This window comes from Citromicrobium bathyomarinum, from assembly GCF_038594605.1.
GTDB classification, from domain to species: Bacteria; Pseudomonadota; Alphaproteobacteria; order Sphingomonadales; family Sphingomonadaceae; genus Alteriqipengyuania; species Alteriqipengyuania bathyomarina_B.
On sequence record NZ_JBCFZM010000003.1, the window covers coordinates 502,289 to 528,653 of the forward strand.

21 protein-coding genes and 2 pseudogenes are annotated in these 26,365 nt (G+C 61.2%); 11 read left to right on the forward strand and 12 right to left on the reverse strand.

The features are described from left to right. Positions 1-84 precede the first annotated feature (84 nt). The 4 genes from AAG612_RS13870 to AAG612_RS13885 all read left to right on the forward strand — a co-directional run bounded on the left by AAG612_RS13870 (position 85) and on the right by AAG612_RS13885 (position 3,344). Positions 85-852, forward strand: coding sequence for a hypothetical protein (locus AAG612_RS13870; RefSeq protein ID WP_342511079.1), 768 nt, complete (start codon positions 85-87; stop codon positions 850-852). Between the two features lie 91 nt (positions 853-943). Next, positions 944-1,342, forward strand: a complete 399-nt coding sequence (locus tag AAG612_RS13875; RefSeq protein ID WP_342511081.1) for a hypothetical protein — start codon at positions 944-946, stop codon at positions 1,340-1,342. Positions 1,343-1,458: 116 nt separating this feature from the next. After that, positions 1,459-2,043, forward strand: a complete 585-nt coding sequence (locus tag AAG612_RS13880) for a hypothetical protein (protein WP_342511083.1) — start codon at positions 1,459-1,461, stop codon at positions 2,041-2,043. 32 nt (positions 2,044-2,075) lie between these two features. After that, complete coding sequence (locus AAG612_RS13885) at positions 2,076-3,344, forward strand: hypothetical protein (protein WP_342511085.1); 1,269 nt, start codon at positions 2,076-2,078, stop codon at positions 3,342-3,344. Positions 3,345-4,054: 710 nt separating this feature from the next. On the opposite strand, the pseudogene AAG612_RS13890 reads toward AAG612_RS13885, so the two are convergent. Beyond that, positions 4,055-4,309 (reverse strand): annotated as a pseudogene (locus AAG612_RS13890) (LysR substrate-binding domain-containing protein); the annotation flags it as partial. 196 nt (positions 4,310-4,505) lie between these two features. Between AAG612_RS13890 and AAG612_RS13895 the strand changes: the two are divergent. The 4 genes and pseudogenes from AAG612_RS13895 (at position 4,506) to AAG612_RS13910 (ending at position 8,865) form a co-directional block, all read left to right on the forward strand. Then, positions 4,506-6,002 carry a TonB-dependent receptor gene (locus AAG612_RS13895; RefSeq protein ID WP_342511088.1) on the forward strand — a complete coding sequence of 499 codons (1,497 nt, stop codon included), beginning with the start codon at positions 4,506-4,508 and terminating at the stop codon, positions 6,000-6,002. A gap of 27 nt (positions 6,003-6,029) precedes the next feature. Beyond that, positions 6,030-6,791: pseudogene (locus AAG612_RS13900) on the forward strand (TonB-dependent receptor domain-containing protein); the annotation flags it as partial. Continuing rightward, entirely contained in the window at positions 6,788-7,357 is a 570-nt protein-coding gene (locus tag AAG612_RS13905) for a hypothetical protein (protein WP_342511090.1), read from the forward strand. The pseudogene AAG612_RS13900 and the gene AAG612_RS13905, both read left to right, overlap by 4 nt. A 38-nt stretch (positions 7,358-7,395) precedes the next feature. Continuing rightward, a complete protein-coding gene (locus AAG612_RS13910; RefSeq protein WP_342511092.1) occupies positions 7,396-8,865 on the forward strand; it encodes a PepSY-associated TM helix domain-containing protein in 1,470 nt (489 codons plus the stop codon). Positions 8,866-8,917: 52 nt separating this feature from the next. On the opposite strand, the gene uxaC is transcribed toward AAG612_RS13910, so the two are convergent. Continuing rightward, the gene (gene uxaC, locus AAG612_RS13915) at positions 8,918-10,318 is read right to left on the reverse strand and encodes a glucuronate isomerase (protein ID WP_342511093.1); all 1,401 of its coding nucleotides are present in this window, start codon (positions 10,316-10,318) and stop codon (positions 8,918-8,920) included. Between the two features lie 155 nt (positions 10,319-10,473). Here uxaC and AAG612_RS13920 point away from each other — a divergent pair, with 155 nt between their 5' ends. Beyond that, the gene (locus AAG612_RS13920; RefSeq protein ID WP_342511096.1) at positions 10,474-11,997 is read left to right on the forward strand and encodes a UxaA family hydrolase; all 1,524 of its coding nucleotides are present in this window, start codon (positions 10,474-10,476) and stop codon (positions 11,995-11,997) included. Here the strand turns inward: AAG612_RS13920 and AAG612_RS13925 are convergent, their stop codons facing one another. The 6 genes from AAG612_RS13925 to AAG612_RS13950 all read right to left on the reverse strand — a co-directional run bounded on the left by AAG612_RS13925 (position 11,998) and on the right by AAG612_RS13950 (position 20,138). Continuing rightward, positions 11,998-13,281 carry a TRAP transporter large permease gene (locus AAG612_RS13925; protein ID WP_342511098.1) on the reverse strand — a complete coding sequence of 428 codons (1,284 nt, stop codon included), beginning with the start codon at positions 13,279-13,281 and terminating at the stop codon, positions 11,998-12,000. Further along, on the reverse strand, positions 13,281-13,760 hold the full coding sequence (locus tag AAG612_RS13930; RefSeq protein ID WP_342511100.1) for a TRAP transporter small permease: 480 nt from the start codon (positions 13,758-13,760) through the stop codon (positions 13,281-13,283). Before AAG612_RS13930 ends, AAG612_RS13925 begins: the two co-directional genes overlap by 1 nt. 2 nt (positions 13,761-13,762) lie before the next feature. After that, positions 13,763-14,734, reverse strand: coding sequence for a TRAP transporter substrate-binding protein (locus AAG612_RS13935; protein WP_342511102.1), 972 nt, complete (start codon positions 14,732-14,734; stop codon positions 13,763-13,765). Positions 14,735-14,798: 64 nt separating this feature from the next. Beyond that, entirely contained in the window at positions 14,799-16,415 is a 1,617-nt protein-coding gene (locus AAG612_RS13940; protein ID WP_342511104.1) for a family 43 glycosylhydrolase, read from the reverse strand. After that, positions 16,412-17,413: an alpha/beta hydrolase gene (locus AAG612_RS13945; RefSeq protein WP_342511106.1), complete on the reverse strand. Its 1,002-nt coding sequence runs from the start codon at positions 17,411-17,413 to the stop codon at positions 16,412-16,414. The genes AAG612_RS13940 and AAG612_RS13945 overlap by 4 nt, the downstream gene beginning before the upstream one ends. Before the next feature lie 31 nt (positions 17,414-17,444). Further along, positions 17,445-20,138: a TonB-dependent receptor gene (locus AAG612_RS13950; RefSeq protein ID WP_342511108.1), complete on the reverse strand. Its 2,694-nt coding sequence runs from the start codon at positions 20,136-20,138 to the stop codon at positions 17,445-17,447. A gap of 230 nt (positions 20,139-20,368) precedes the next feature. On the opposite strand from AAG612_RS13950, the gene AAG612_RS13955 reads away from it, so the two are divergent. Together AAG612_RS13955 and AAG612_RS13960 are read left to right on the forward strand one after the other, a co-directional pair. Beyond that, positions 20,369-21,697, forward strand: a complete 1,329-nt coding sequence (locus AAG612_RS13955) for a pectate lyase family protein (protein WP_342511110.1) — start codon at positions 20,369-20,371, stop codon at positions 21,695-21,697. A gap of 80 nt (positions 21,698-21,777) precedes the next feature. Beyond that, positions 21,778-22,128 carry a cupin domain-containing protein gene (locus tag AAG612_RS13960; protein ID WP_342511217.1) on the forward strand — a complete coding sequence of 117 codons (351 nt, stop codon included), beginning with the start codon at positions 21,778-21,780 and terminating at the stop codon, positions 22,126-22,128. Positions 22,129-22,134: 6 nt separating this feature from the next. Here the strand turns inward: AAG612_RS13960 and AAG612_RS13965 are convergent, their stop codons facing one another. The 4 genes from AAG612_RS13965 to kduD are packed head-to-tail and all read right to left on the reverse strand — an operon-like array spanning position 22,135 to position 26,355. Continuing rightward, positions 22,135-23,004, reverse strand: a complete 870-nt coding sequence (locus tag AAG612_RS13965) for a rhamnogalacturonan acetylesterase (protein ID WP_342511112.1) — start codon at positions 23,002-23,004, stop codon at positions 22,135-22,137. A gap of 3 nt (positions 23,005-23,007) precedes the next feature. After that, a complete protein-coding gene (locus AAG612_RS13970) occupies positions 23,008-24,573 on the reverse strand; it encodes a carboxylesterase/lipase family protein (protein WP_342511219.1) in 1,566 nt (521 codons plus the stop codon). Further along, positions 24,560-25,597 carry a sugar kinase gene (locus AAG612_RS13975; RefSeq protein ID WP_425341866.1) on the reverse strand — a complete coding sequence of 346 codons (1,038 nt, stop codon included), beginning with the start codon at positions 25,595-25,597 and terminating at the stop codon, positions 24,560-24,562. Before AAG612_RS13975 ends, AAG612_RS13970 begins: the two co-directional genes overlap by 14 nt. Continuing rightward, positions 25,582-26,355, reverse strand: a complete 774-nt coding sequence (kduD, locus tag AAG612_RS13980; RefSeq protein WP_342511115.1) for a 2-dehydro-3-deoxy-D-gluconate 5-dehydrogenase KduD — start codon at positions 26,353-26,355, stop codon at positions 25,582-25,584. Before kduD ends, AAG612_RS13975 begins: the two co-directional genes overlap by 16 nt. Between the last annotated feature and the right edge of the window lie 10 nt (positions 26,356-26,365).

Here is a 26,365-nt window from a genome sequence, read left to right on the forward strand (position 1 = left end):
GCACCCTAGCAGACCTACCAGTTCCCTAAATTTCCGCTCGACCTAGGCTGATGTGGCGACACGGAAGCGGAGGACTACAAGGCTGTGCGGAACTGGATCGCCATTACGGTGCCTGCAGCCTTCGTGCTGTCTCTGTCGGCGTGCGGAGGCGGCTCCACCCGTGAACCGGCTGCGGGGGGCCCCGAGGCCGAAAAAACCGGAGCAACCTGCCCGGGCGGGGGTGATCGACTACCGATCACCGGCATCTGTGCAGGGGCCGCAAGCGCATACCTGAACCCCTCTGCAGGCGACCCGCCCGATGCGCCGGATGGCTGCGGGTGGATCGTGCAGGAAACCCGCTTCGAGGACGAGGCCCTGTTCTATCGCGCGACACGGTGCGGCGACAAGACCACCCGGCTTGCCTTCGCCGAAGGAGCAGGGATGGCGAGCCTTGCCTACGATAGCGTCGCCTACGGCGATGCCGAAAACGCCATGAAGGGCCAGGTTCTCGCCCGCGTTGCCGGAAGCGACAGCAGCGACCGGACCGCCACGCTCTTGCGGATCGCGCGCGACGCAATCGACGATCCCGGGCAACAGCAGGCATGTTCGGTCCGCAATATTTGGATCGAGGGATGGCCCGAAGACGCGCTGGTCGTGGACGTAAGTGCGTCGGAAGCAGCCGAGGCGCCGCCCGACGAACCGCGGTCGGCCTGCGGCCCTTTCGGCCTGAACGAGGATGAGGCCGCCTTCTGGCGGGTGTTTCAGGGTCGCAGCTGGTTTTTCCAGTTGGGGCAGGACGTCTGGCAGGTCGATCCCGCCTCTTTCACCCTCTTGGCCAAAGGCACGGATGGGCGCTGGATTCAGGTGGAATAGGAGATTCGGCGGGGCAGATTGTCTCAACCCAGACCCCCGCCCGAATGCGTGAAGACTTTCGTAGCAACCCCCTTTTTTGAGGAGTGACCAAATGAACAGGAAAGCAATTTTCGCAGGTGTAATCGCGTCCGCCGCGCTCGTCGCAGGCACCACCGCGCTGGCCCAGTCCAACCGGACCAACATGTATAACAGCAATGGTGTGAAATGGGGGATTACCTCGCCCAACTTCACCAACACCTACGATCTGAACGGCGATTTCACCGTCTCGTATAACGGCCGCGTCATCGGCACCTGGCTCCAGCATTCGGACGGAGTGAATGCCCAATACTTTGTTGCGATCGGCAAGAACGAGACGAGCGGCAACCGCAGCGGGCTGATCCTCTATACCGGCGATTACGTGGTCGGCACGGGGGAGTGCACCCTGCTGCGCATCAGTGCAGACGCGAATAACGGCGTCACCGGCACCTGCACGATCACGCCCAATTCCTGACCGAGCGTAGTCGGATTGCTTCCGGCCCGATCAAGATCGCACGGGCGACTGGCGGGCCGGATTTCCGTCTCATTTCACCATACGAACGACCTTTTCCCAATCTCCTGGAGGCCATCATGAAGCGGTTCCTTTGCACGATTTCCTGCGCGTTCATCCTTTACGGGTGCGGCGATGCGAGCGCCGACGACAGCAGCGAACTCGCAACCGCCAAGGCCGAAGCCGCCGCTGCGAAGGCGGAAACCGCTGCGATGAAGGCCGAAATGGCGGCGTCCGGATCGCCCGACGACGCGGCAGCAACGGCAACACCGCCGGCGCAAAACGCATCGCCCGGCAAGGCGCCGAAGGTCGCCTCCGCGCCCACGGGCAACGGCAAGTATCGCATGCCGACCGCAGACGAGCTCGCCAACGGCGTGAACGCCAACTGCGACGTGACGATTGAAGGCTACACCTACAGTGGTCCTTGCCTTTTCGACGGCTTCGGCGGCGCGAGTTTCATGGTCTCGCGGGCCGACGGCTACCCGATGACGTCGCAGTTCGAGGAGGTGATCGTGGAGGCGGACACCAAGAAAATCGCAATGATGTCCTTCCGCGACACCGACGGCGAATTGCAGACCGGCGGCCAGGTAAGCCGTGCCAGCACGAAGGACGCCTGCTGGAACGGCGACCTGCTGAAGGTCTGCGCCTACGCCAAGAAATTCTGAGGGCCCGCCGGGCCGCTGCAGGAGTACATTCGATGAGAAATACGATCGCAAATGCATTCATCGCGAGCATCGCCACCCTCGGTGCGGTCTCCTGCAGCGCCCAGGCGTCGCCGGATGTGCAGCCCGAGTTCGTCGAGGGCACGGCGGCCTATGCGCAGTACGGTCCCTGGAGCATCTACCAGACGGGGTCGGACGCGTTCGGGCTCAGCTGTGCCGCGGTCGCCAGCCTGCCCGGCTCCTACGACGCGGTCCGCATCGAGCGCGTGGCGGATGGCTACGTATTCGGCGTGAACGGTTTCAGCAGGGACAGTTTCGGAGAGGATGGCGAATATCCGCTGGCCTTCTGGTTCGATTCTAAGACGCCTACTGCGACCGAAGAAATGGGCCGCTTCGTCAAGGACCCCGCGTTTCCCAATGACGATTGGCTGAGTGCGTTTTCTACCAAGGAAGAGCTGAATGGTGCATTCGGCGAAATTTACACCGCCGATGAGATCGTCTTCGAGGTCAGTAATCCGGGCAACCGCACGGGCACGGACGAAGTGCAGATGGCATTCCCCATCGGCACGGGCGAGGTCCTGCTGCGCTCGCTAGACCAATGTTACGACATGGCCATGAATTACGCGCAGGAGACCGAGGATCGCATGCCCCCTTGCCGGAGCGACGGCCTCCGTCTGCCGCTAAGCGGCCTATGCCCGGAAGCGGCTACGGCCTACCTCAACGTTGTCGAGGGGCCGGAGCCTGAACTGGCGTCGAGCTCCTGCGAATGGGCGCTGAGCGAGGCCTGGATGGCAGACATGCTGGTGCTTTATCGCGCCGCGCAATGCAGCGGCCGCACCTCGCGCCTGCTTGGAAGTGCGGGTGCCCATATGGCCAGCCTCGAACTCATCGAGACCGCCTATCACGAGGATGGCAGCGCGTTCGGCAAGCTCGACGAACCGATCCGCTACGCTGATGTCATGATGTTGTTCAAGGATGGACCGGCGAAGGACGTTCAGCATCGAGCGCTCTATGGCCTCCAGCGCGAAGTGCCCAGGAGCTGCAAGGCTCGCAAGATAGACGATGTCGCCGACGGTTACGTAGTCGACGTGAGCGCGGCGATGCGCGCCCGCCAGCCGCAGGATCAGCCGCCCGCGCAATTGTGCGGTCCTTATGGATATGGCGACGATGCGAGCCTGTGGAGGGTGTTTCAGGGTCATTCCTGGTATCTCTACAGGGGGCAGGATGCCTACGAGGACATCGACTATCGCACCCTGACCCTGCTCGAACCCGATGGCGAGGGCGGCTGGTCGCTGGTTAGCTGACGACGACCGCATGGCGAGCAAGCGAAAACCAGACTGACGATACGCAGATCGGGCATGATAATTGGTGCTCTGGTGAAGGAACATTGGGGGCCGCCATTCGAATCGAAATGACGAAGATGACGGCGGCCCCAATCCAAAATGATAGAATTGTGAGCCTATCTTCTTGCGTCCACAATCCGATGCTCGTTCGCTTCCGGCCGCTAGCTATCTGGCCGCTTCCCGAAAGAGCGAGCTCTATGCAATGCGTCTCAGTTCCAGTGACTAGAGACGGTTTGTCTGAGCAGTCGATCCGTTATCATTAGCGAATAGCCCCAAAGCGGTTGTCCGAAAGCAGGGCGATCCGCAGCACAGACCGGTGAACCCATGGTCCACCATGTTTCGCACTCAATCGTTCGAAGCGCGGCACACCGGTCGGTTTCTATATGCTCCCGCGGAACATCGTCCAGCGCGCACCAGTAATTAATACCTTCGACAAGCGAGGGGAAAAGGGAAGCACTGCTAAAATAAATAAAAAACAGTCTTCGTCTTCGGAAAGGAGTGCGGCATTTGGGGTGTCTCCGATCAGTATTCCCTTCTGACGATGTCTTATGTTTGAGGGATGCTCGGAGATATCTTCGCGAGCCCCCGTTTCAGCGCCCCGCCATTAGCTAAACGGCGCGCAGACATCGCTTTCGCTACTTTGATCGTATTGGCTTCAAGGTACCCGATCCTTACGTCGAGAAGATCGAGCGGATCGTATCCCTCAGCCAGCGTACGCCCGGATCGTCGTGCCGGTCTTCTGCCCATCGGAGGAACACCTTCGTCGTGGGATAGTGGAACGGGACCGGCAGAATTCTGAGGCGGAAAATGGGTGCGATAAGTTCTGCATAGCGTAGCGGCACGATGGCGATCAGGTCGGTTGTGGCCACCACTGTTGCAAGGTCCGATGCGTTGGGCAGACTCGCAGGAGTCCTGCGTTCGATCGCTGCTGCCTTGAAGCTTCCCGACGCTCAGGCCCGAGATTTCCGTGAGAGATTGATCCCTTTTCCAATTGGCGGAGCCGAGGCCGGGTTGAACTACCCGGTGTGCCCAGAGCCAGGCGTTATAAGTTCTCGACAGAGGTTCTATTGCGATTGACTCGCAAACGCATTCGCAGTAGCGCGCCGCCGAAAGGGGTTCTCTATGAAACGCAATGTTCTGCTCGCTTCGGCGAGTTTGTTGGTGCTCGCGCCGTCCGTCTCTCTTGCACAGGAGGCCGGTGACACAGTCGAGACCGAAGGCGACCCCACGGCACCTCCGGCCGGTACGATCATCGTGACAGGCGAGAAAATCGACCGCACGCTGCAGGAGACTGTCGCCAGCGTATCAGTCACCACTGCAGAGCAGATCGAAGAGCAGAACATCCAGACGCTGCAGGAGATATACAACCGTACGGCCAACGTGTCGGAAACCTACGGCTCTTACGGCTTCACCATCCGCGGTATGAGCAATCGCGGCGTGAGCGGAGGCGGCAATGGTGCGCTCGCCACTGTTTATATCGACGGCGCGCCGATGCCCACCACCGTGCTGCACGCCGCGCCGACCGACACCTGGGACGTTTCTCAGGTGGAAATATTCCGCGGGCCGCAATCGACGCTGCAGGGCCTCAATGCTCTGGCAGGTGCAGTCCATGTCCGTACCCGCGATCCGCAGTTCTACTGGGATGGCCGGGCACAGGTTCGCGCCACACTGGAAGAGGCCTATCAGGTCTCCGCAGCGGTCGGCGGGCCGATCGTCGACGACGAACTCGCCTTCCGTGTAAGCGCCGATTACCGCGACGAACGCGGGATCATCTACAACCCGACGCGCGACGCCTATGAAGATGATCTGTCCGCAGTGAACCTGCGCGGGAAGCTTCTCTGGCAGCCCAAAGCACTGCCCGGATTCGAAGCGAAGCTGGGCTACACGCATTACGAGCGCGACGGCGGCTACTACTATATCTATGCCGATCTCGCCGAGCCGGGTTTCTTCGACAACCGGGTAAACCGGTCCAATGTCGCGAACTTCATCAAGTCCAATGTCGAAATCGCCAGCGCCGAGTTGAGCTATGAAATCGACCCGGCCTTGACTTTGACCAGCGTGACCTCGTGGAACGACGTGGCCGAGGACGGGCAGTATGACGGCGACGGCACCGCCGAGGACCGGGCATTCGGCCTGCAGGATCGCGATTACGAGACCTTCACGCAGGAATTGCGGCTTGCCTATGATGGCGACTGGTTCAGCGGATTGCTGGGTGCCTTCTATTACAACCGCGACCAGGTGATCCAAACCGACAGCCGCACGCTGGTGCCGCTGCCGATCGAGACCGCGGTGGGCCTGCTTATGCAGGGCGGGCTCGATCAGGCGACCGCACAATATGCCGTGGACCTCTATGCGCAGGCCGTCCCGAACATCGTGGTCGACTATGCCAGCTTCGCGCCAAACAATGTGAAGACGATGGCTGTGTTCGGCGATGCCACGATATACCTGACCGATCGGCTGTCTGTGATCGCGGGCTTCCGTTACGATCACGAGGAACACAGGATCGAAGTGCAGCAAACCACCGAGTTTGCGGGCAACTATCCCGACCCCGCAAATTACGGCCCGCTGGCCCCGGCCATTGCAGGACTGAATGCAGGCGTTCAAGGGTTGGTGGACTAGGCGGGCAATTCGACGCCCGAGACCTCGCGTGAGTTCGATGCCTTTCTGCCGAAGGTCGGGCTCGACTACGAGTGGTCGCCGCGCTTCAGCACTGCCGTGACCGTTCAGCGCGGCTATCGCTCGGGCGGGACGAGCAGCAACACGGCGCGCTCGCTCGAAGTGCCCTACGATCCGGAGTTCACCTGGAACTACGAGTTCTCTTTGCGATCCGAGCCTATCGATGGTGTGCGCCTGAATGCCAACGCATTCTACATCGATTGGACCGACCAGCAGGTGAACGTCAATTTCGGACTCAACAGCTATGACTTCAACACGGTCAATGCAGGCAAATCGCATCTCTACGGCTTCGAGGTGGAATTTGCCCATGTCGTGAATTCCAGCTTCGACTGGTATGCCTCCATGGGGCACGTCCAAACCGAATTCGACGAGTTCACGGTAGACCAAGGCAATGCCACAACCGATCTCGCTGGCAGCGTGTTTGCCTATGCTCCCGAATGGACGCTGGCCGCCGGCGCCAATGTCCGCAGCGGCAATTTCATGGGCAATATCAACGCCAGCTATCGCAGCGAAGTCTATTCGACCACGGGCGTGGACCAGGATCAGCAGCGCATTTCTGATCGCACGGTGGTGAATGCAAAGCTGGGTTACGACCTCGGCAATGCGATGGTCTACGTCTTCGCCAACAACCTGCTCGATGAAAACTACATCCAGTATGTGAACTCGGTCGCGAATCAGGCGGTTCTCGGTGCCCCGCGCATCGTCGGCATCGGTCTGGAAGCTGGCTTTTGAGCGAGGCAGCCATCTGCGTGGCGATGGCCGCCCTTGCTGCCAGCGGCGGGCTTGCGCTGCGTCGTTCGTGGAGCGCGCGCGGTCAGGCAGGCCGCGGCTGGAAAGCCGTGGGCTGGCTCCTTCTGATAGCCGCCTGCTCGCTTGGCGCGACCTCGCTCGGCAGCATTCGCGGACTTTTCATTGGGCTAACCATCGCCTCGGTCGCCGTGCTGGCCGTGGTAGCCACCGGCATGGTGGTGCGTGAACCCAGGCGGGCGGGACGCAGCAAGAGCCTTGCGCCCGAACCGCTCGATCGCAAGCCGAGCTGGTGGCGCAGTGCGCTGCGCTGGCTGCTCGCCGGGCCGATCGGCATGATTGCCGCGATGGCGGTGGGCATATTCTGGTCCACGTGGGCAGGCGGCGCAGAGCATACGCGGCTGGTCATCGGGGGAATGCTGGTGCCGGTCATCTGGGGCGGAGCAATGGCATGGACGCTGGCAGATAATCGCATTCTGCGCGCCACCGCCGTCCTGGTGGGCGTGGCGGTACTGGGCTTCGGCCTCTCGATCCTGAAAGGCTTCGGATGAACGCGGAAAAACCGGCGAGCGCCAAGAGAAAACCGCTGATGGCTCGCATCCCGGCCGCCTTCGTGCAGGCCGTATTGAAGGGCCACAGCGCGCTCGGCCTCGCTTTTGCAGCGGCGATCTATGTCGTGTGTCTGTCGGGCACACTGGCGGTGTTCGTTCACGAATTTGCGGTGTGGGAGAACCCTGCGGTTGAGCAGGTCTCACAGGCATCGCCCGAAACCGTCCAGCGCGCGCTCGAAAACGCGGTCGCGCAGTCGCAGGGGGAGGTGCATCACGTCCGCATTGCCATGCCGACAGCAGACCAGCCGTTCGTTTCGCTCTATGTAGATGCAGAAGCCGAACAGGCTTCGCTGGTCGCCGATGCCGAGGGAAATCTCGCTCCGCTCAGAAACGCCTGGAGCGATTTCATAATCCGGCTGCACATATTCCTGCATTTGCCGTCGGCCTGGGGCATCTTCATCGTCGGGATGACCGGCGTGGCGCTGCTATCTTCGCTGATCTCCGGCCTGTGCGCCCATCCGCGCATTTTAAGGGACGCCTTTCACCTTCGCGTCGGTGGATCGCGTCGGCTACAGGAAGCCGATCTGCACAACCGTATCGGTGTGTGGGCTCTCCCCTTCCATCTCGTCGTTTCGCTGACCGGGGCGTTCCTCGGGCTGACCACGATCATCGTCGGTGTGCCGGGCATGGCCATGTTCGATGGCGACACCGGCCGCATCTATGCGCTGTTTACTCCGCCTGAGCCGCCGGAGAACACGGCCGAGGCACCGGTGCTCGACCTAAGGCCGATGCTGGCGCGCTTGCCCGATGAAGGCGCGCTCGAGCGCATTACCGTGGAACACCCGACAGAAGCGGGCGCAGCCGCCGTGTTCGACCTCTACGACGAACAGGCGCTCGCCGGTGTCACGAGTGTCGGCATCACCCGCGGGGGCGAGGTCTATTACGAAAAGAAGATCGTAGAAGCTTCGCTTGGGGAGCGGGTATTCGGCGCGCTTGGGCCTCTACATTTTGGCTGGTTTGGTCGTGGTATCGTCAAAATCGCCTATGGCCTGCTCGGGCTGGGCCTCACCTATCTTGCGGTTGGAGGTGTGAAAATCTGGCTCGTACGCAGACGCGACAAAGGGCGGCCCGCGCCTGGCTGGGAGCGCGTATGGGCCGCCGTCGTCTGGGGCCAGCCCGTCGGCCTTGCCGTCGCAGCGCTCTGTGCGATCCTCCTGCCCGTATGGCCATACACCGCTCTCATACCCGTGTGGGGAGCGGTCTGTCTGGCCGCGCTTGCTGCGGCCGGCGCACTCTCGGCCCGCAGCCTCGCCCGGTGTGGCAAAGCTGCAACCGGCGCATTGTTGCTGGTCCTCGGCGTGGCCCACGCCATACTTATGGCGGGGTTCTCGGCGGCCCTTCTGATCTGGGCGATCGATGCGGTTCTTGTGGCAGCGGGGGGCGGGTTCTTGCTTTATCTTGCCAAGAGACCGCAGAGAAATAGAGGCGCGACGCCGCCATGGTCGTAGTCGAACCGGGCAATCACCGCAGGAAGCATCGGGAGGGATTCCGGGCCAAGCCTCATAGGCGATAGGCCGACTTGGCGAGGTTGTAAGCGAGATCGCGCGCCAGTTCGGCAGCTTCCCAATCCTCGATGCGGTGCTCGGCAACCATCTGCGCAAGGAAACCGCAATCGATCCGGCGCGCCACATCATGCCTCGCCGGGATGGAAAGAAACGCCCGCGTGTCGTCGTTAAAGCCAACGGTGTTGTAGAAGCCGGCCGTTTCGGTGGTCATGGACCTGAAGCGCCGCATGCCTTCCGGGCTGTCGTGAAACCACCAAGCGGGCCCCAGCTTGAGGCTAGGGTAGTGACCCGCCAAAGGCGCCAGCTCGCGCGCATAGCTACTCTCGTCCAACGTAAAGAGGATGATCGAGAGGTCGGCATTGTTACCAAAGCGATTGAGCAGGGGTTTCAGTGCGTGAACGTAATCGGTGCGGGTCGGAATGTCCGCACCCTTGTCTCGGCCGAACTGTTCGAAAAGCTTGAGGTTGTGATTGCGGAAACTGCCAGGATGGATCTGCATGACCAGTCCGTCGTCGATGCTCATTGCGGCCATCTCGGTCAGCATGTGGCCGCGAAAGAGTTCGCAATCCGCAGCGGACGCACCGCCGAACTTTACGCGGTTGAACAAATCCCGTGCCTCTGCGTGAGACAGGTTGGCCGTTGTAGCGGTGGGATGACCATGGTCGGTCGATGTCGCGCCGAAGCCAGCAAAATAGTCGCGCCGATTGCGGTGGGCCGCGAGATATCCCGACCAGGTCGTGGTATCCTCGCCGGTGAGCTCTCCCAAGCGGACGAGATTATCGGCAAATCCTTCGAATTCGGGATCGACGATTGGGTCGGGTCGATACGCGGTGATGACTTTGCCGCCCCAGCCGCTTTCACGAATTGCCTGGTGATGTGCGAGCGTGTCGAGAGGGCTTTCCGTAGTCGCGAGAACCTCCAGCCCGTAGCGGTCGAAAAGCGCGCGCGGACGGAATCCGTCCTGCTGCAATTTCTCGGTTATCGTGTCGAAATAGAAATCCGATGTCGAAGCATCCAGGCTGACTTCGATGTCGAACGCGCTCGCAAACACCCAGTCAAGCCAGATGCGTGACGGCGTCGCACGGAACAAATGGTAGTTTTTCGCTAGCAGACGCCATGATTCGCGAGGGTTTGCGCCGCTTCCCGAAATGCCAAGGTCTTCCAGCGCGATGCCCTGCGAATAGAGCATGCGGAAAAGGTAGTGATCGGGGTGGAGAAGCAATTCGGTCGCATTTCCGAACGGTTCGTTGGTCGCAAACCATTCGGGGTCGGTGTGGCCATGCGGGCTGATAATCGGAAGCTCGGCGACCTCGGCATACAATGTACGAGCAATGGACCGAACCCCTGCATCGGCAGGGAACAGTCGGTCTTCATGCAGTCGCAGCGGCATGTTCATCCTTCACGTCCTTGTATTGCCGGTCCAGCTGGCGCGGGAGAGTGTTGCGTTTGCAGACAGGCGGCAAACGATGGTAACCGGTGTCACAAGATGATTTCTGCCCTTCCGGGCCAGAAGAATCAACTCTCCACACCTGCGGGGGAAACACGGCGGACATGAACAGCATACCACAGCCAGTTGAAGCCGATACGCAAGTGCCGAGTGCCTGGCATTGCCACCGGGACGACAGTGTGGGAATCGCGATCCGCGACCTTGTCCAAGGAGAAGATGTCGCCCTCGCAGGGGTATCCCTGCAACTCGTCGATGCCATTCCCGCGGGGCACAAGTTCGCGCTGAGGCAGCATGCGAGTGGTGCCGACGTGATCCGCTATGGATCGAAAATAGGACACGCCACCCAAGCAATCTGCGCCGGTCAGCACGTCCATTCGCACAACCTATCTACAGCATTGTCGGGTGAGCTCGATTATGGCGCTTTCGAACCCGCCGCTCCGCGCGAAATCGAGGCCGGGTCGCTGGGTGATTGGCGGGGGTATCGCCGCGAAGATGGGCGATTTGCAACCCGCAATGAAATCTGGATTCTGCCGACGGTGGGCTGCGTTGCCCCGCTGGTGGAAATGGTGGCGAGGGAAGCTGCCGAAGCTCATCGAGGGAAACTCGACGGAATCGTGGGGTTCGGCCATCCACATGGGTGTTCGCAATTGGGCGACGATCTCTCCGGGACGAGAGCAATCCTCGCCGCGCTGTGCGACAATCCCAATGCGGGCGCGGTCGTGCTGGTGGGATTGGGGTGCGAAAGCAATCAGCTCGACGATCTGGTCGAACTGGTACCGGCGCGAAGCCGTGCCAAATTGCGCACCATGCGCGCGCAGGAGGCGGGCGACGAACGTGCGGAATTGCTCGCGATCATCGGGGAGCTGGTGGAAATGCTGGCTCCGCTGGAACGTAAGAAAGCGCCAGCGAGCGCGCTGACGGTGGGGCTGAAGTGTGGAGGATCGGACGCGCTCTCGGGCCTGACAGCTAACCCCTTGCTCGGCCGTTTCAGCGACAGCCTGGCAGCGTCGGACGGGAAACTGATTCTGACCGAGATTCCTGAAGTGTTTGGGGCCGAAGATGCTTTGCTAGCCCGTTCCGTATCGGCTGAAGTCTTCTCCGCTGCGGGCGAACTGGTGAACCGGTTCAAGCGCTATTTTCTTGAGCAGGGCCTACCTGTTTCGGAAAACCCTTCGCCTGGGAATATCGCTGGCGGGATCACAACGCTCGAGGAAAAGTCGCTCGGCGCAGTGCAGAAGGGCGGAAGGGCACCGTTGGTCGATGTGATCGATTACGGCGAGACCGCCAAGCTCGCAGGCCTGACCCTGCTCGAAGCGCCGGGGAACGACGCCGTTTCCTCAACCGCGCTGGCTGCAGCGGGCGCGACCATGATTCTGTTTACGACCGGCCGCGGAACACCGCTCGGTTTCCCCGTGCCGACCATCAAGGTATCGTCGAATTCGCGGCTGGCAGCTTCGAAGCCGGGCTGGATCGATTTCGATGCAGGGCGTGTGCTAACCGAAGGAAAAGACGCGATCGATCATGCCTTCGCTGACTATCTGAATGCGGTGGCCGGAGGGCGACCGACGCAGGCCGAGCGTACCGGTCACCGTGTCATTTCCATATGGAAGCGCGGCGTCACGCTTTGACTACCCTGCAAAAATCGACGGCAGCCAGAGCGACAGCGAGGGTACGAAGCTGATGATAACCAGCGCTGCGACCAGAGTAAGGTAAAACGGCCAGATCGTCTTCACGAGCGAAGTCACCGCAATCTTACCCACGGCAGACCCCACGAACAGAACCGACCCGACCGGCGGTGTGACGAGGCCAATGCCCAAGTTCAGCATCATGATGATACCGAAGTGGACCGGATCGATGCCGACCCCCATCGCCACTGGCAGGAAGATCGGCGTGGTAATCACGATGAGCGGCGCCATGTCCATGAATGTGCCGAGAGCCAGCAGCATCAGGTTGATGATGATCAGGGTCAGTATCGGATTGTCCGTCATCACGCCGATCAGCGCGCCCAAGGACGCCGGTACCTCAAGCAATGCCAGCGCGAAGCCGAAGGCGGTGGCCGCCGCGATGATGAAGAGCACCATCGATGCCGTGCGGACCGACTTCGCCGCCGCCTCCCACATGCCTTTCCAGCCGAGGCTGCGATAAACGAAGGTGCCGATCAGCATCGTGTAGATCACGGCGATCGCCGAACTTTCGGTCGGCGTGAAAAAACCGCTCAGGATACCGCCCATGATTATGACAGCGGTCATGAGACCGGGGATGGCATAGGCGGTTGCGAGGATGAACTCGCGCCAGCCGGGGAAGCGACCGGTTGGCAGCTTGCGCCTGCGTGCGACGAGCCAGGCAACCAGCATGAGCATAATGCCGGTCAGCACGCCAGGGATAACGCCTGCGAGGAACAGGTCGCCGATCGAGACCCCGATGCCCGATGCGGCGGAGTAGATGATCATGTTGTGCGACGGCGGGATCAACAGCCCCACGATGGCGGCGGTGACGGTGACGTTGACCGCGTAGTCGCCGGGATAACCCTTTTCCTTCATCAGCGGGACCATCGTCGATCCGATGGCCGACGCACTTGCGATCGCCGAACCCGAAACGGCGCCGAACATCATCGACGCACCGACATCCACGATGCCAAGGCCGCCCCGGACACGGCCAACTGCTGCATCGGCGACCCGTACAAGCCGTTCGGCGATGCCCGCACGATACATGAGATCGCCGGCGAAGATGAAGAACGGGATTGCCATGAGGGTGAAGACGCTGATGCCCGAAGCCACTCTCTGCACCGCGACGATCGGTGGTATGTCCATCGTCAGGAAGCAGGCGAGCGCTGCGGCCAGCAGCGAAAAGGCGACCGGCACCCCGAGGATGAGCAGGAGGAAGAGCACGCCGAAAAGGACCAGCAGTTCCATTATTCAACTCCCGCTTCGCGCGCGTGGTGACCCGGCTGACGACCTGTGAGCATTTGCGGCAAGGCAAACAGCGCCATCAGCACGCCGGATAATGGCAGGGGGATGTATGCGACCGCCCGGCTTATCCCGAGCGAAGGCACAACGTTAGAACGGACGGCCCAGCAAAGCTGGACACCGTAGACCAGCAGGACCAGGCCGACGATAACGATGATCGTCGCCACGACCCGCAATAGAGGCCGTGCCCGCTCGCCGAATTTCTCCTCGAGCAGGGCGATGCGAATGTGAAACCCTTCGTAGACGCCGGCAGCCGCTGCAAACATGACATACCAGATCATCAGGATCAGCGATGCCTGCTCGGTCCATGAAGGGCTGGAATTGAGCACGAAGCGACCGAAAACCTGCCATCCGATGATAGCCGTCATTGCAAGCAATCCGACCGAGCCGAACGCAATCAAAATGCGCGAAATGAAAGCAGCCATAATTACCCTTCCTTCATCTCGAGGATGCGCTGGACGATACGTTGCTGCGCAGGAGTGGTAATGAACTGATCCCAGACCGGGCGCATGAGGCCCGCGAAGGGTTCGGTATCGACTTCGTTCACTTCCACACTGGAGGCGGCCACCGCCGCCTTCGCTTCATCGACGCGGACGTCCCATAGCCGTCTCATTTCGATAACCGAGGCCTTGGCCGCCTCACGCACGAGTGTCTGGTCGTCAGGCGGCAGGCGATCCCAACTGGCCTTGCTCATCACAAGCGCTTCGGGCGTGAGCAGATGCTGCGTGAGGCTAAGGTAATTGGCCACTTCGTAATGACGCTCACCCACAAAAGTCGGCCAGTTGTTCTCCGCACCATCGATCACCCCTTGGGCGAGTGACTGGTAGATCTCGCCGAAGGAGATCGGAACGGCGTTGGCACCGAGCGCATTGACCATCGAGATATAGAGGTCCGACGCCGGAACGCGGATCTTGAGGCCCTGCATGTCGCGCGGGGTTTCGATCGGACGACGGACATTGTAGAAGCTGCGCGCCCCGGAATCGTAGATGCACAGGCCGACGAGCTTGTGCGGTTCGAGCGACGCCATCACCTCGTCACCCACTTCGCTGTCAACCACCCGGCGCATGTGCGAGACAGAATCGAACACGAAGGGCAGACAGAACGGCAAAGTCATCGGTTCGATGCTGTTGAGCGGAGCGAAATTGACCCGGTTGAGGTCGATGCCGCCGAAGCTGGTGATCTCCAGCGTATCGGTTTCGCTGCCCAGCTGACCGCCAGCGAAGACCTTGATGCCAAGCCTGCCGCCGGTCTTCTGGTCGAGATAGCGACCCATGAATTCGACGGCGCGCACCGTCGGGTAATCGCCGGGATGCGCATCCGCCCCGGTCAACAGGCCCGACATAACCGGTTTGCACGCAGGAAGCAGCGTGCTGGCCCCGATCACGAGCGATCCGGCCATAACGGATCTCCTCGACAGAAGGGCGGTTGGCTTCTTGAATTCTCGGCTCGTCCCCATGGTGCGTTCAGTCGTCCAGCGCTGTGAATTTGAAGTTGCGAAATTTCGCCTGGCCGGGACCGGCAGCATAAAGGCCCGGGCGCAGCATGAGAAAATCGCCGCGGACATTATGGTGATACCCGGAAACCTCCATACCCCGGTCAAACCGGTGCCAGGTGCGCCCGCTGTCGCTGCTGGTGTCGTACACCACGATGTGCCTCCGATTGGTCACGCGCATCCTCATGCGGGAGCCGTGCGGGTTCGCGGGGCGTGCGCGCTCGCGACCGTACTGGTGCGTCACAAACCGATCCTTATCGAAGCCCAGTCCGCAATAGAGTTTGTCGTCGTAGAACAGGACAAGACCGGCAGTACCACCTGGAGCCAGTTCGACATCGCATTCGAACCGGTATGATCGGTCACCCGCGGTCAGCAAGAGCGGCGACCCGCTGGATGGGGCCGAGCCCTTGCCGGCGAAGTGCAAGATGCCATCGCCGCTTTCGATCCGGCCAGCCTCTTCCTCGGTCGGCTTGAAGAATGCCCATTTTCTGCCGAGAGCGAGGGGGCCCATGAAATCGTCGGACAGAGCCATGCCGTGTGGCACCGCCGTTCCTCCGCCAGGCTTTGCGATGGGGGAGGAAAGGTCACCCCCCGTCATGCGAAACCAGCCGTCGGGCGTGAACTCGACCGGATCGAGCAGGCACTGGCGGCCAAGCGTCCAATATCCGTTTTCATATCCATGATAGAACGACCACCAACTGCCGTCGGGAGCCTCGACGAGAGATGCATGGCCGCGCGACCACCATGCCTCGTCGATACTGGTCGTGCGCACCAGCGGATTAGCAGGATGATGCTCCCACGGTCCATGAAGCGATCGGGATCGTGCCGCGATGACCATGTGGCCGGTCGGCGGGCCCGCGGTCCCGCCGACTGCGGTAATCATGTAGTACCAGCCATTGATGAAGTGGATTTTCGGACCTTCGGGTGAGAAACCCTCGACGATCCAGTCGGATGGATAGCGCCACGGGTCGTAGACATGTTCGACCTCGCCCACGATAGAGAGGTTGTCGTCCGACAGGCGCACCCGGTCTCCGCCGGAAAGGAACAGCCAGCGGCTGCCATCTTCCGCGACTGCGTGACAGGGGTCGATATGCTTGTGCAGGCCCAGCGGAACAGGGTCGCTCCACGGCCCGGTGATGTTGTCGGCCCAGGCCACGAAAATGTCGTTGTCGGGCTGTGCCTTCACCGGAATGTAAAGAAGGTAACGTCCCTTGTCCTTATGGAGGCTGGGGGCCCACACAGCCCCGATATTGCGGGTAAGCGCCGCTTCAAGCGGCTGCCAGTTCACCAGGTCGCGCGAATGCCAGATGGTCAGTCCGGGATATGCATCGAAGGTGGAGAAGGTCATGTAATAATCTTCGCCGTCCTTTAGGATCGCCGGGTCGGGCCGATCTCCCGAGACAACGGGGTTGAGGAAGGTACCGTCCCCTTGGTCCGGAATGCGCTGGTTATCGTAGCCTCGGCGATAGCTGCGTGCTTCGGATCGCTCGACACGCTCCTGCTCGGCCGCGCGGAGGGAAAAGGGCACCAGCGATCCCACACCGGCGGCACCCGCGCCTAGCAGCATGTGCCTGCGATGAATTTTCATAAGAAGCTTCTCGTTCGCGCCCACGCGAGCCAGAGATCGGGCCAAGCTTCCACCGGTTTGCCGATTGCCTTGCGCAGCCCGAAACCATGGCCGCCATGTTCGAACAGATGCGTCTCGACCGAAATCCCTTGCGCTTTGAGCGCGTCGCGCAAAAGCACGCTGTTCTCCACGGGGACCGCGTCGTCGTCTTCAGCGTGCAGAAGGAAGAACGGAGGCGCATCCGCGGGCACATTGCGGTCGGGCGAATGCGCTTCTTCGAGGGCTGCGCCCGCATCGGCGCCGATCAGCAAGTCGCGCGATCCTGCATGGGCCACGCCCGGCGTCATGCTGATGACCGGGTAGATCGGTGCCGCACAAAAGGGTTTCGCCGAAAGCGCGTCCGCCGCGTCGACCGGCGTATAGGTTTTTAAGGCGAAACGTGTCGCTAAATCAGCACACAAGTGCCCCCCGGCCGAAAAGCCCATCGCGGCAACCCGCTCAGGCTCGATCGCGTAGTCGCGCGCACGATGCCGGATCAGGCGCATGGCGCGCTGGGCGTCGCTCAACGCCACGTCGGGGCCGGCCTTCCATCCATCGCCCGGCAGGCGATAGAAAAGCACGAAGGCGGTAACGCCGCGAGCTGCCAGCCAGCGGCCCATCTCGTATCCCTCCTTGTCGACCACTACGTGCATGTAGCCGCCTCCGGGGGTCAGCAGCACGGCTGCACCATTGGGTCGGGCAGGGCGGAAGACGACCATGCGGGGTGTCGTGATGCCCAAAACCGCACGGTCGGTGACCAGTCGATCTTTCGATCGCTCTACGGTCCGTTCCACCGGCGGTGAGTCCGGCAAACCGGGGGCACCATCTGGCCACAGGTCGATCGTCTCGGTCGGCTGCGGCAGACCGGGCGGAAGTTCGTCCGGCGCAACCGGCGGGAGTGTCTGACCAGATGCCCGGCCGATTGGCAGGACTGACAACAGGAAGCCTGCGGCGAGTAGTGATCTTCGATCGCTTCTCATGCCGCAGGCTCCTGCCCGTTCAACCGATGTGTCAAAGTTCTACGCGAACACCAGCCATGACAATCCGGCCGAAGTGGTTGTTCTCATAGTTCCGGCGGGTGGGATCGTCGGTCCAGCGATAGCGGTAATCGTCGGTCAGGTTGTTACCGTCGAGCGTCAGCTCGAGATAGTCGGTAACCCTGTAACGGATCGCTGCATCGAGGTTGAAGGATTCCCCGAACCCTTCGAGGAAGTTCCCGTTGCCGCTGTTACCGGTGTTGTAATCGCTGCGATAGGCACCGGAAACGCGGACCGAGAGCCTGCCGTCATCAAAGTACACCGTGCCGTTGGCAGAATACTTCGAGACGCCGGGGAACGTTGTTTCGATGATCGTTCCGCCAAAATTAACATCCTGATTACTGTCGACGTAGGTCAGGTTTCCGAGAACACCGAAGTCGGCAAGCATGCCTGACGTGAAGGCGGAAAACGGCAAGTTTACGCCCAGTTCGGCGCCCTTGATCGTCGCGCCTTCGCCATTGCCCACCGCACGGAACTCAAACTGACGATTGGGATCCGTGCCATTGACGATCGCGTCGTACGCAGGCGTGCCAGATGTCAGCAGCGACGTGGGAAGCCCGCTCTGGGCATAAGTGATCTGCGTGGAACTCGAGACGGGGAAGCTCTCGATATCCTTGACGAAACCGGCCAACGAGATGATCGCTCCGGGTGCGAAGTACCATTCGAGCGAAACGTCGTAGTTCCACGCACGATACGGATCGAGGAATGGATTACCGCTCGAAATGCGGAAGTTGAATTCGTCGACCGAACCGCCAGGGGTCAGCGAACCGAGGGTCGGCCGAGTGATGACCCGCGACACGGCGGTACGAACGATGAAATTGTCGGCCGGGAAGACGTTGATGTTAACGGCCGGTAACATATCGTCGTAAGACCGCTCGACGCTAACGAACTGCCCGCTGTTGAAACCCTGCGATATCTGGTCGGTATGGGCGTAGCGCACACCGAAGTTGCCGGTCACACGAACGCTCGTATCGAGTTCGAAATCGGTCTGGAAGAAACCACCCTTAACTTCTTCGGTAACGCCGCGCTCATCGCCCTCACGGGTTACGGCCGGGATGCCATAGAGGTCGAGAAAGGCTGTTGCCGCGCCGAGATCAGGCACGATCCAGGCATTGGTATTGCCGCTGGGCTGTCCGGCATTGCCGAGTTCGAACAGTTGGGCCAGATCTGCCGTCACCGGTGCGCCGTATGTGCCAGGAGCACACGCGAAGGCCGAACAGTACTGGCTGTCACGACGGGCGCTGGTCGTGAAGAATTCGAACTTGCGATAGAATGGGCCAGCCGAAATGCGTAACCCATCGACAGGTGCGTATTCGAGATCCAGTTTGATAGTGCGGAACTTGTTATTGACCATACTCGGCCGGTCGCGAAACTCGGCGAGCTGGAAGTTCGTCGGATCGGTAACGTCCGTTCCAAACGCCAGCAAGGGGAAGGCCATGTCGGTGTAGTCATAGCTATAGGAGCCATCGCGATCATCGAAGATGATCGTCGTTTCCACCGGGATTTGAGCGTCGGATTCCGAGAATCCTCCCAAGAGGCGAGCAGTGAAGAAGTCTCCGAAACGCTGCTCGAGCCGACCCGAAATCTGGTAAAAATCGGTTTCGCTCTCGCGGTGATAGCGTTCGTTGCGGATCCATGCGTTCTCCAGATCGGCGCTGATGAGGTTGTTGTCCCCATCGATCTGATAATTGGTGACGTCGATGGTATCTTCGTTCGAACGAAGGAGCACTTCGCCCCAGTATTCGTCGCGATCTTCCTTGAAGTTCGAATAGAGCCCGCTGATCTCGATGTCCGTACTGTCGGTCGGGCGGAACTGGATGGCCGCCGTCGCACCAAGTCGCTCGCGCTCGTGATTGACCAGGCCGTAGCGCGGAATACGCGGATGGAACGCGTCCGCTACCTCCAGACAGCCGGCGTCGGCTGGATTGGCGGCACAGTCGACACCGTCGACCGAATTGAACTCGGCCTGCGCCCAGCGAACAGTATTGTTGCCAAGCTCGGGAGTTTCGTACTTGGTCCATGCGACTGAGGCCGAGGCACCGAAGGTTTCGTCAGGATTGTTCCATGCAACCAACCCGGCAACGCGCGGTGCAAGGTCTTCGTTGAGGTCGTTGTACCGGGCCTGCGCTGAGGCGACGAGCTTCAAGCCCGCGCCATAGGCCAGTGGATTACCCGTGTTGAGATCGATGACCGCGCCCAGCGAGCCTTCGTCTAGCTGGGAAGAGGCGGTCTTGTGGACGACGATCGAATTGAACAGTTCCGATGCGAAGACGTTGAAATCGAATGCGCGATCGCGGTTCGAGGATGCGCCATCGACCGAGGTCGCGATGGTCTCCATGCCATTCACTCGGACCCTGGTGAACTGCGCACCGAGCCCGCGAACGGTGATCTGGCGGCCTTCGCCTGCATCGCGTTCGATCGCTACGCCCGGAATGCGCTGGAGCGATTCGGCGAGGTTCGTATCGGGGAACTTCCCGATGTCTTCCGCCACGATGACGTCGACCTGGCCAACCGCCTCGCGCTTTGCCTGGACTGCAGCGTTGAGGGATTCCCTGAAGCCGGAAACAATGATGACGTTCTCGTCTTCGACGACTTCGTCGCTTATCGTTGCGGCATCCGGGTCGCCAGTTCCGTTTTCTTGCGCGAAAGCCGCCGTGGGCATGGCCATCGCGGTACTCGCAAGAAGAGCATATTTTGCTCCAGACAGAAGAACACGCATTTCAAACTCCTCCCAAATGGCACCGGTGTCTTTTAGGAGGGCACGGCAACTGGAAGTTGCGGCGTGACAGCCTCAGACACTCCTGCATTCCCTGACCCGGTTTTTGGTAACCGGTGTCATATCTTCTTGCATGCCATCTGACGCGGTGTCAAGAAGCTTGTCGGAGAGAGGATATCGTCATGAAGCAACTGTTGCTAAAATTCGCACTTTTCATAGCATTTTCGACGTCAGCGAGCGCCCAACCGCCTGATCCGACCGTCGGTGGTGCCGGTGGGGATGTAATTCGCGTCACGACTTTGGAGAAGGAGGGGCCGGGCAGCCTTGCCGAGGCTTTGGCAACACCCGGGCCCCGAATCATCGTGTTCGAGGTGGGTGGTGTCATCGATCTTGAACGATCGAGCCTGGCTATCGCTGAGCCATTCGTCACCATTGCCGGGCAGACTGCCCCCTCGCCGGGCATCACGCTCATCCGAGGGGGGATCGACGTCAATACCCACGACGTAAAATTGCAGCACCTGCGCGTCGTCGTCGGCGCCGACGGGCTCCCCAAGCGCCACGGGTGGGAGGCAGACGCATTCTCTACCCGCTCGGCCCAAAGGGTACTGGTGGAGAATAACAGTTTCTTCTGGGCGATCGACGAGAATATGTCGGCATCCGGCCCGCGCTTCACCGGCGATACGGTGGAAGAATGGCGCGAAGGCACCAGCCGTGACATCGTATTCCGGCTCAATCTCGCTGCAGAAGGCTTGGCGGATTCGACGCATCCCAAGGGCGAGCATTCCAAGGGATCCCTGATCCACGACAATGCTACGGGGATCGTGTTCGAGCGCAATATCTGGGCCCATAATGTGGAGCGCTCGCCTCTGCTCAAGGGCGGCGCGCAGGCGCTGATGATAAACAATCTGATCTACGATCCGCAGTTGCGCGCGGTCCACTACAACCTGATGGACCTGGAGTGGGCAGGGCACGTACCCGTGGACGGCGAACTGACCGCAATCGGCAACGTGATGCGTGGTGGCAACAGCACCGACGAAGGGCTTCCGTTTCTGATGATCGGCGGCGTTGGCGATCTGTTATACTACGGCCGAGACAACATCGCGGTCGATCGGTTCGGCAACGAATTGCCCATGTTCGGCCGCTATGGCGTGACCGATGCCGAGATCGTCGTGCGGGACGAACCGCTGGCTGACCTGTCTGGCTACGAGATCATGCCTGCCAAGGATGTGGAAACCACATTGCTCGCGACTGCTGGCGCGCGTCCGTGGGACCGCAGCGAAATGGAGACGCGCGTGCTGTTCTTCATCGCCGAGGGGAGGGGCGAAGTCCTCGATTCGGAAGATGAGGTCGGCGGCTATCCGACTTTCGAAGCGACGACGGCCCGGTTTGACGAGAGCGCATGGGATCTCTCGACACTAACGCCCAAGTCAGGATCTTGGCCTGGACAGAAGGAAAGTGCGCAAGAGCATCTCTCGCCGCGCGATCGTGCAATGCGGTCAACCGCAAGATGAGGCGGTCTGCCGGACTTGCCGCGGGCCTGCTCTCGGCAAGCTGCGCTGGGGCGGACCTGCCTTCTGCGACAGTCCCGCCGATGGTTGTGGTGAGCGAAGACGATGTGATGGTGCGTGAAGCACCACCGCACGGCGCCATCGGAATGTCCACCGCCTACCGCATTAGCGACGCTGCTCCGCAACCGCGCAAAATGGAGTTTCGCCGCCGAGTCCTGGATCCGGGGGCTGCGGTCGGCGAACATCCGATTTCGCATGACGAAGTCTATTACGTCACCGCAGGTCGCGGGGTGGTAATCTCAGACGGAGTGGAGGCGGAACTCGCCCCGGGTATGGCGGCCTATCTGTATGAAGGCTCCATCGTCGGGATCAAGCAGGTCGGGACGGAACCTCTTTCGATCATCATCTCTTACCCGGTTGCTAGCAAGGACTAGCCAAGCTCAGGGGCGGATTATCGAACGGATTGACGGTTCCGCCTTTACCACTTCAGCCGCCACGACCGATGCGAAAAGCTTGGCCCCGTACTCGCCCAGATGCGTGTAGTCGAAACGCGAGTTCATCTTGGCGATGCGCAGGTCCTCGGGCGTGTCCGGCAGATCGGGGCGCCCCGTTTCCGCAGGCAGCGTTTCGCCATCTATCGCAGCCGCTGCCGACACTTCGGGGCTGGCCGGACGTTCGGCCATCATGTTCTGGACCGACGGGCCGAGCGCTTGGACTATCGTCCGGCTGCGCTCGTTGAGATCGACCAGCGGCGTACCGGTCTCTTCTGCGATCCGGCGCACTACGTCGGCCCATGGGTCCAGATCGCGGACCACTTCACCATCTTCGAAGAGGCGACGGGTAAGCGGGGTGAAAAGGATTGGAGTTGCTCCGGCCGCACGGATTTCCTCGACGTAACGACGCATGTTTTCAGGAAATTCAATTTCGAGATCGGTTGATCGTCCGGGCTTGCCCGGTTGGTCATTATGACCGAATCCGATGAGGACAAAGACTTCGCGATAGCCTTCCACCTGCATTTCGCGCTGGGCGACGTCCCAAAGCCCCTCTGCCCGGAACGACCCGCTGCTTCTGCCATTGCGAGCGAGGTTCAGGCAGGCGGTGGGGTGGGTGGTATGATGGGCGCAGAACATCGGCCCCCAGCCGTTCCCGGTTGCAGTGGTCGAATCGCCAACCAGGATGATCTTGTTGATGCTTTCGATGGAGCCGGTTGGGGCTTGGGCAGGCGGGGCCGGAGTTTGCGTTTGAGCTGAGGCAAGGCTTGCCAGGCAAGACGCCGCAATACCCGCAAGTACAAGATGACGATGGCCCACGTATCAACTCCCCGGTTGGATGTACGGGCCCGTGGCCCATAGCTCGCGCTCCCACTGCCGGGGATCGCTTCGTAGCTCGGTCCGGTCCTGACCGATAAACAGCGTATCGCGAGACGGCAGCTCGTAAGACGACCAGCGCGTCAGGCCCGGTCTTCCTTTATGCGCCATGCCCGCAAAGGCCGCGATCATCGTCTCGCTGATTTCCCGCGCGCGCTTGTCGGTGCCAGAATAGCTGCCCGGAGCGTCCAGTGTGCCGAAAACATAGGGCAGATCATCAGTATGGGCCGCGCCGCGACCCGGATCGAGCGGGCTCTCGCGATCCAACTGGTAGACCCATGTCGCCCGAGCGCCTGCTTCCGCACGCCGGTCCGCTTCGATGACTTGCCCCGGCCAGCTTCGCCCGGCGGTCGTCGCGGCGTAGAATACTTCTTCCGCGCTCCATTGCGGGAATTGGGAGCGGTACTGTGAAACAACCCAGTCGGGTCGCAGGTCGATCTTGATCTGCGGTGCGAGTCGCTGGGCGATGTTGGACCAGTCGAGGCCTTGCACAACGGGCCCGTCCGGCCGGATGAAGGCGCGTGTCTCGTCGCTCGTATTGCCTAGAATCATCGGCAGTTGCAGCGACTGCGGAGCCGCATCGGGCCAGAAGGGATGGCGATGCAAATGGACCATATCGAGCACGGGGCCGAAATAGATTCCGCCGCCCAGCACCGGGTCGATTGCTGACAGACCCTCGACGAGCCGTTCGTACGGCAATGTCAACAGCGCGGCGGCATCGTTCTCGCCTAGGCCGAGCTCGCTCATCAAGGCGCGAGTGCGTTGCAGGGCATTGCTTGGGCCTTGTGCGGTGACCTGCTGGCCGCTCATCGTGGCCGCGGAATGGAACAGGCCGCTTGCCTCGGGCATCGCCATGAGGGTCGCGATCTTGGCTCCCCCTCCGGACTGGCCGAACACCATTACCCGGCCCGGGTCACCGCCGAATGCGCCGATATGGTCGCGTATCCATTCCAGTGCGCAGATAAGGTCGAGCTGTCCGGCATTGCCGCTGTGAATAAATCTCTCGCCGAAAGGAGAAAGCCATCCATAACCGAACAGGTTGATTCGATGGTTGACGCTGACGACCACGACATCGCCTTCAGCGGCAAGGTGAGGGCCTTGCGTTATCGGATCTGTGACGGACCCCCAATTATAAGCGCCGCCATGGAAATAGACCATCACTGGGCGTCGCACGTCCGGGCGCGGATCCGGCGACCAGATATTGAGGAAGAGACAATCCTCGCTGATTTCCGGCGTCATGGGATTGCGCTGAGGGCACAGGGGGCCGAATTGAGTGGCAGGTGTCTCGCTGTCAGGCAAAGGCTCGCGGATCGGTCTGTCGAACCGCTGCGCGCGGGCATATCGAATGCCCCGGAAGGCGGGAGTTCCGCGGTCGATGACACCACGATAATTCAATGCACGCGGATCGGATTGGCCCGCTGCAGCGCCGATTGCGGGCGAACCCAGAAACGCAGCGCCGGCCAACGCACCGCCGATGGCGCCGCGCCGCGTTATTCCCTTACCTGCTGACATCGGACCCGGCCGGATCAAAGGTCTCCAGATCGTTACGGGTGACGCCGATGCTGTCACCCGGGACACCGTGCTTCATCGCCGCCAGAGCCAACCCGGTCTTGGCCATGTCCTGAGCCGAGGCATCTTCGAGCCAACGTAGCAGCACGCCCGCAGCAAATGCATCGCCCGTTCCGATGCGATCGACGATCGGTGCGATGCGGACTTCGTCGGTTTGCCAGTGGCTTTCCCGCAAATCGACACGTGCCGCCAGTCGGTTCGCGGTTGCGCTTTCCATATGGCGGGCTGTCGAAGCTATTACCTCAAGTTTCGGGAACGTGCCGAACGCGGCCTCGGCGGCTTCACGCCGACGGTCGGGACCATCGCCCGAAAAGGTCGTGCCCAGCAATAGGGAGATGTCGCGATGGTTGCCGATGAGGATGTGCGCTTCGCCGACCAGTTCGGTCAGAATTGCGCGTGGATCGCTGTCCCACGCGTCCCACAGGTTGGCGCGGTAATTGCCGTCGAAGCAAATGGGCACTTCGGCATTGTTCGCTGCAGCAATCGCTCCGCGCGCCAGTTCGACCCCGGCATGGCCGAGAGCGGGCGTAATTCCCGACAGATGCAATAGTGATGCGCCCTTCAGCGCAGCTTTAAAGTCGAACGACTCTGGCGAACTTTCCGCGAACGAGCTTCCCGCACGATCATAGGTTACCCGCCCGCCGATCGGGCCACTTGGCGGTTCAAAGAAATAGAGGCCGATGCGGCCCTCGCCCTGTTCGATAAACTTGCAATCGACCCCAGCGAAACGAAGCTGCCCGATTGCCCGCCGCGCCAAGGGGTTGTCGGGCAGGGCGGTCACCATGCGTGCAGGCCAGTCAAGACTTGCCAGTGCGACCGCTACATTTGCCTCTGCTCCGCCGACCGCCACCTCGAGATAATTCGCCGATGCCAATGGCGTACCGGGGCGCGGCGACAGGCGCAGCAGCATTTCGCCGAAGCAGACGACCGGCCTCGGTCCTGGCTCGGTGCTCACCGCGCGAGCCATCCGCCATCGACTGCCAGAACATGGCCCTGGACGTAATCCGCCGCCGTACTCGCGAGGAATACTGCAGCTCCGCCGATATCGGCCGGATCGCCCCAACGCCCTTCGGGGATGCGTTCCAGTATCTGGCGGTTGCGCGTTTCGTCTGCCTGAAGCGCGGCCGTGTTGTTGGTGGCGATATAGCCCGGGGCGATGGCGTTGGTGTTGATGCCCTTGGGCGCCCATTCGTTCGCCATCAGCTTGGTCAGCCCGCCCACACCGCTCTTGCTGGCAGTGTAACTTGGAACCCGAATGCCACCTTGGAAGGTGAGCATGGAAGCGATGTTGATGATCTTGCCGCGCGCACCCGTCTGGCCGGCCCAGCCGACCATGTGGCGGGCGACCGCCTGGCTGAGGAAGAACAGGACCTTGAGGTTTACCTCCATCACCGCGTCCCAGTCCTCCTCCGAGAAGTCGAGTGCGTCGGCACGGCGGATGATTCCAGCATTGTTCACGAGGATGTCGATCCGGCCAAGTGCGGCAATCGCCTCGTCGACGATCCGCTGGCACGGTTCGATCGAGGATAGATCAGCCATGATGACATGCGCCCGGACGCCCTGCGCCTCGACGAGTTCGCGTGTTTCGGACGGGTCGCGCCGGGCAATAAGCGCCACATCGGCCCCTGCTTTGGCCAGCGCCACGGCGATACCCTGGCCGATGCCCGTGTTTGCTCCCGTAACGAGCGCGACCTTTCCGGTCAGATCGAATGCTCCGGTAGCCATAGATCAATTC

Excerpts from the sequence above, each read along its gene's own strand:
- AAG612_RS13935 (WP_342511102.1), bottom strand. The coding sequence starts at position 14,734 with ATGGCCGGATCGCTCGTGATCGGGGCCAGCACGCTGCTTCCTGCGTGC.
- AAG612_RS13945 (WP_342511106.1), bottom strand. The coding sequence starts at position 17,413 with ATGAGAAGCGATCGAAGATCACTACTCGCCGCAGGCTTCCTGTTGTCA.
- AAG612_RS13975 (WP_425341866.1), bottom strand. The coding sequence starts at position 25,597 with ATGGCTCGCGCGGTGAGCACCGAGCCAGGACCGAGGCCGGTCGTCTGC.
- AAG612_RS13885 (WP_342511085.1), top strand. The coding sequence starts at position 2,076 with ATGAGAAATACGATCGCAAATGCATTCATCGCGAGCATCGCCACCCTC.
- AAG612_RS13925 (WP_342511098.1), bottom strand. The coding sequence starts at position 13,281 with ATGGAACTGCTGGTCCTTTTCGGCGTGCTCTTCCTCCTGCTCATCCTC.
- AAG612_RS13930 (WP_342511100.1), bottom strand. The coding sequence starts at position 13,760 with ATGGCTGCTTTCATTTCGCGCATTTTGATTGCGTTCGGCTCGGTCGGA.
- AAG612_RS13970 (WP_342511219.1), bottom strand. The coding sequence starts at position 24,573 with ATGTCAGCAGGTAAGGGAATAACGCGGCGCGGCGCCATCGGCGGTGCG.
- AAG612_RS13920 (WP_342511096.1), top strand. The coding sequence starts at position 10,474 with ATGAACAGCATACCACAGCCAGTTGAAGCCGATACGCAAGTGCCGAGT.
- uxaC (WP_342511093.1), bottom strand. The coding sequence starts at position 10,318 with ATGAACATGCCGCTGCGACTGCATGAAGACCGACTGTTCCCTGCCGAT.
- AAG612_RS13960 (WP_342511217.1), top strand. The coding sequence starts at position 21,778 with ATGGTTGTGGTGAGCGAAGACGATGTGATGGTGCGTGAAGCACCACCG.
- AAG612_RS13880 (WP_342511083.1), top strand. The coding sequence starts at position 1,459 with ATGAAGCGGTTCCTTTGCACGATTTCCTGCGCGTTCATCCTTTACGGG.
- AAG612_RS13895 (WP_342511088.1), top strand. The coding sequence starts at position 4,506 with ATGAAACGCAATGTTCTGCTCGCTTCGGCGAGTTTGTTGGTGCTCGCG.
- kduD (WP_342511115.1), bottom strand. The coding sequence starts at position 26,355 with ATGGCTACCGGAGCATTCGATCTGACCGGAAAGGTCGCGCTCGTTACG.
- AAG612_RS13940 (WP_342511104.1), bottom strand. The coding sequence starts at position 16,415 with ATGAAAATTCATCGCAGGCACATGCTGCTAGGCGCGGGTGCCGCCGGT.
- AAG612_RS13910 (WP_342511092.1), top strand. The coding sequence starts at position 7,396 with ATGGCTCGCATCCCGGCCGCCTTCGTGCAGGCCGTATTGAAGGGCCAC.
- AAG612_RS13955 (WP_342511110.1), top strand. The coding sequence starts at position 20,369 with ATGAAGCAACTGTTGCTAAAATTCGCACTTTTCATAGCATTTTCGACG.
- AAG612_RS13950 (WP_342511108.1), bottom strand. The coding sequence starts at position 20,138 with ATGGCCATGCCCACGGCGGCTTTCGCGCAAGAAAACGGAACTGGCGAC.
- AAG612_RS13875 (WP_342511081.1), top strand. The coding sequence starts at position 944 with ATGAACAGGAAAGCAATTTTCGCAGGTGTAATCGCGTCCGCCGCGCTC.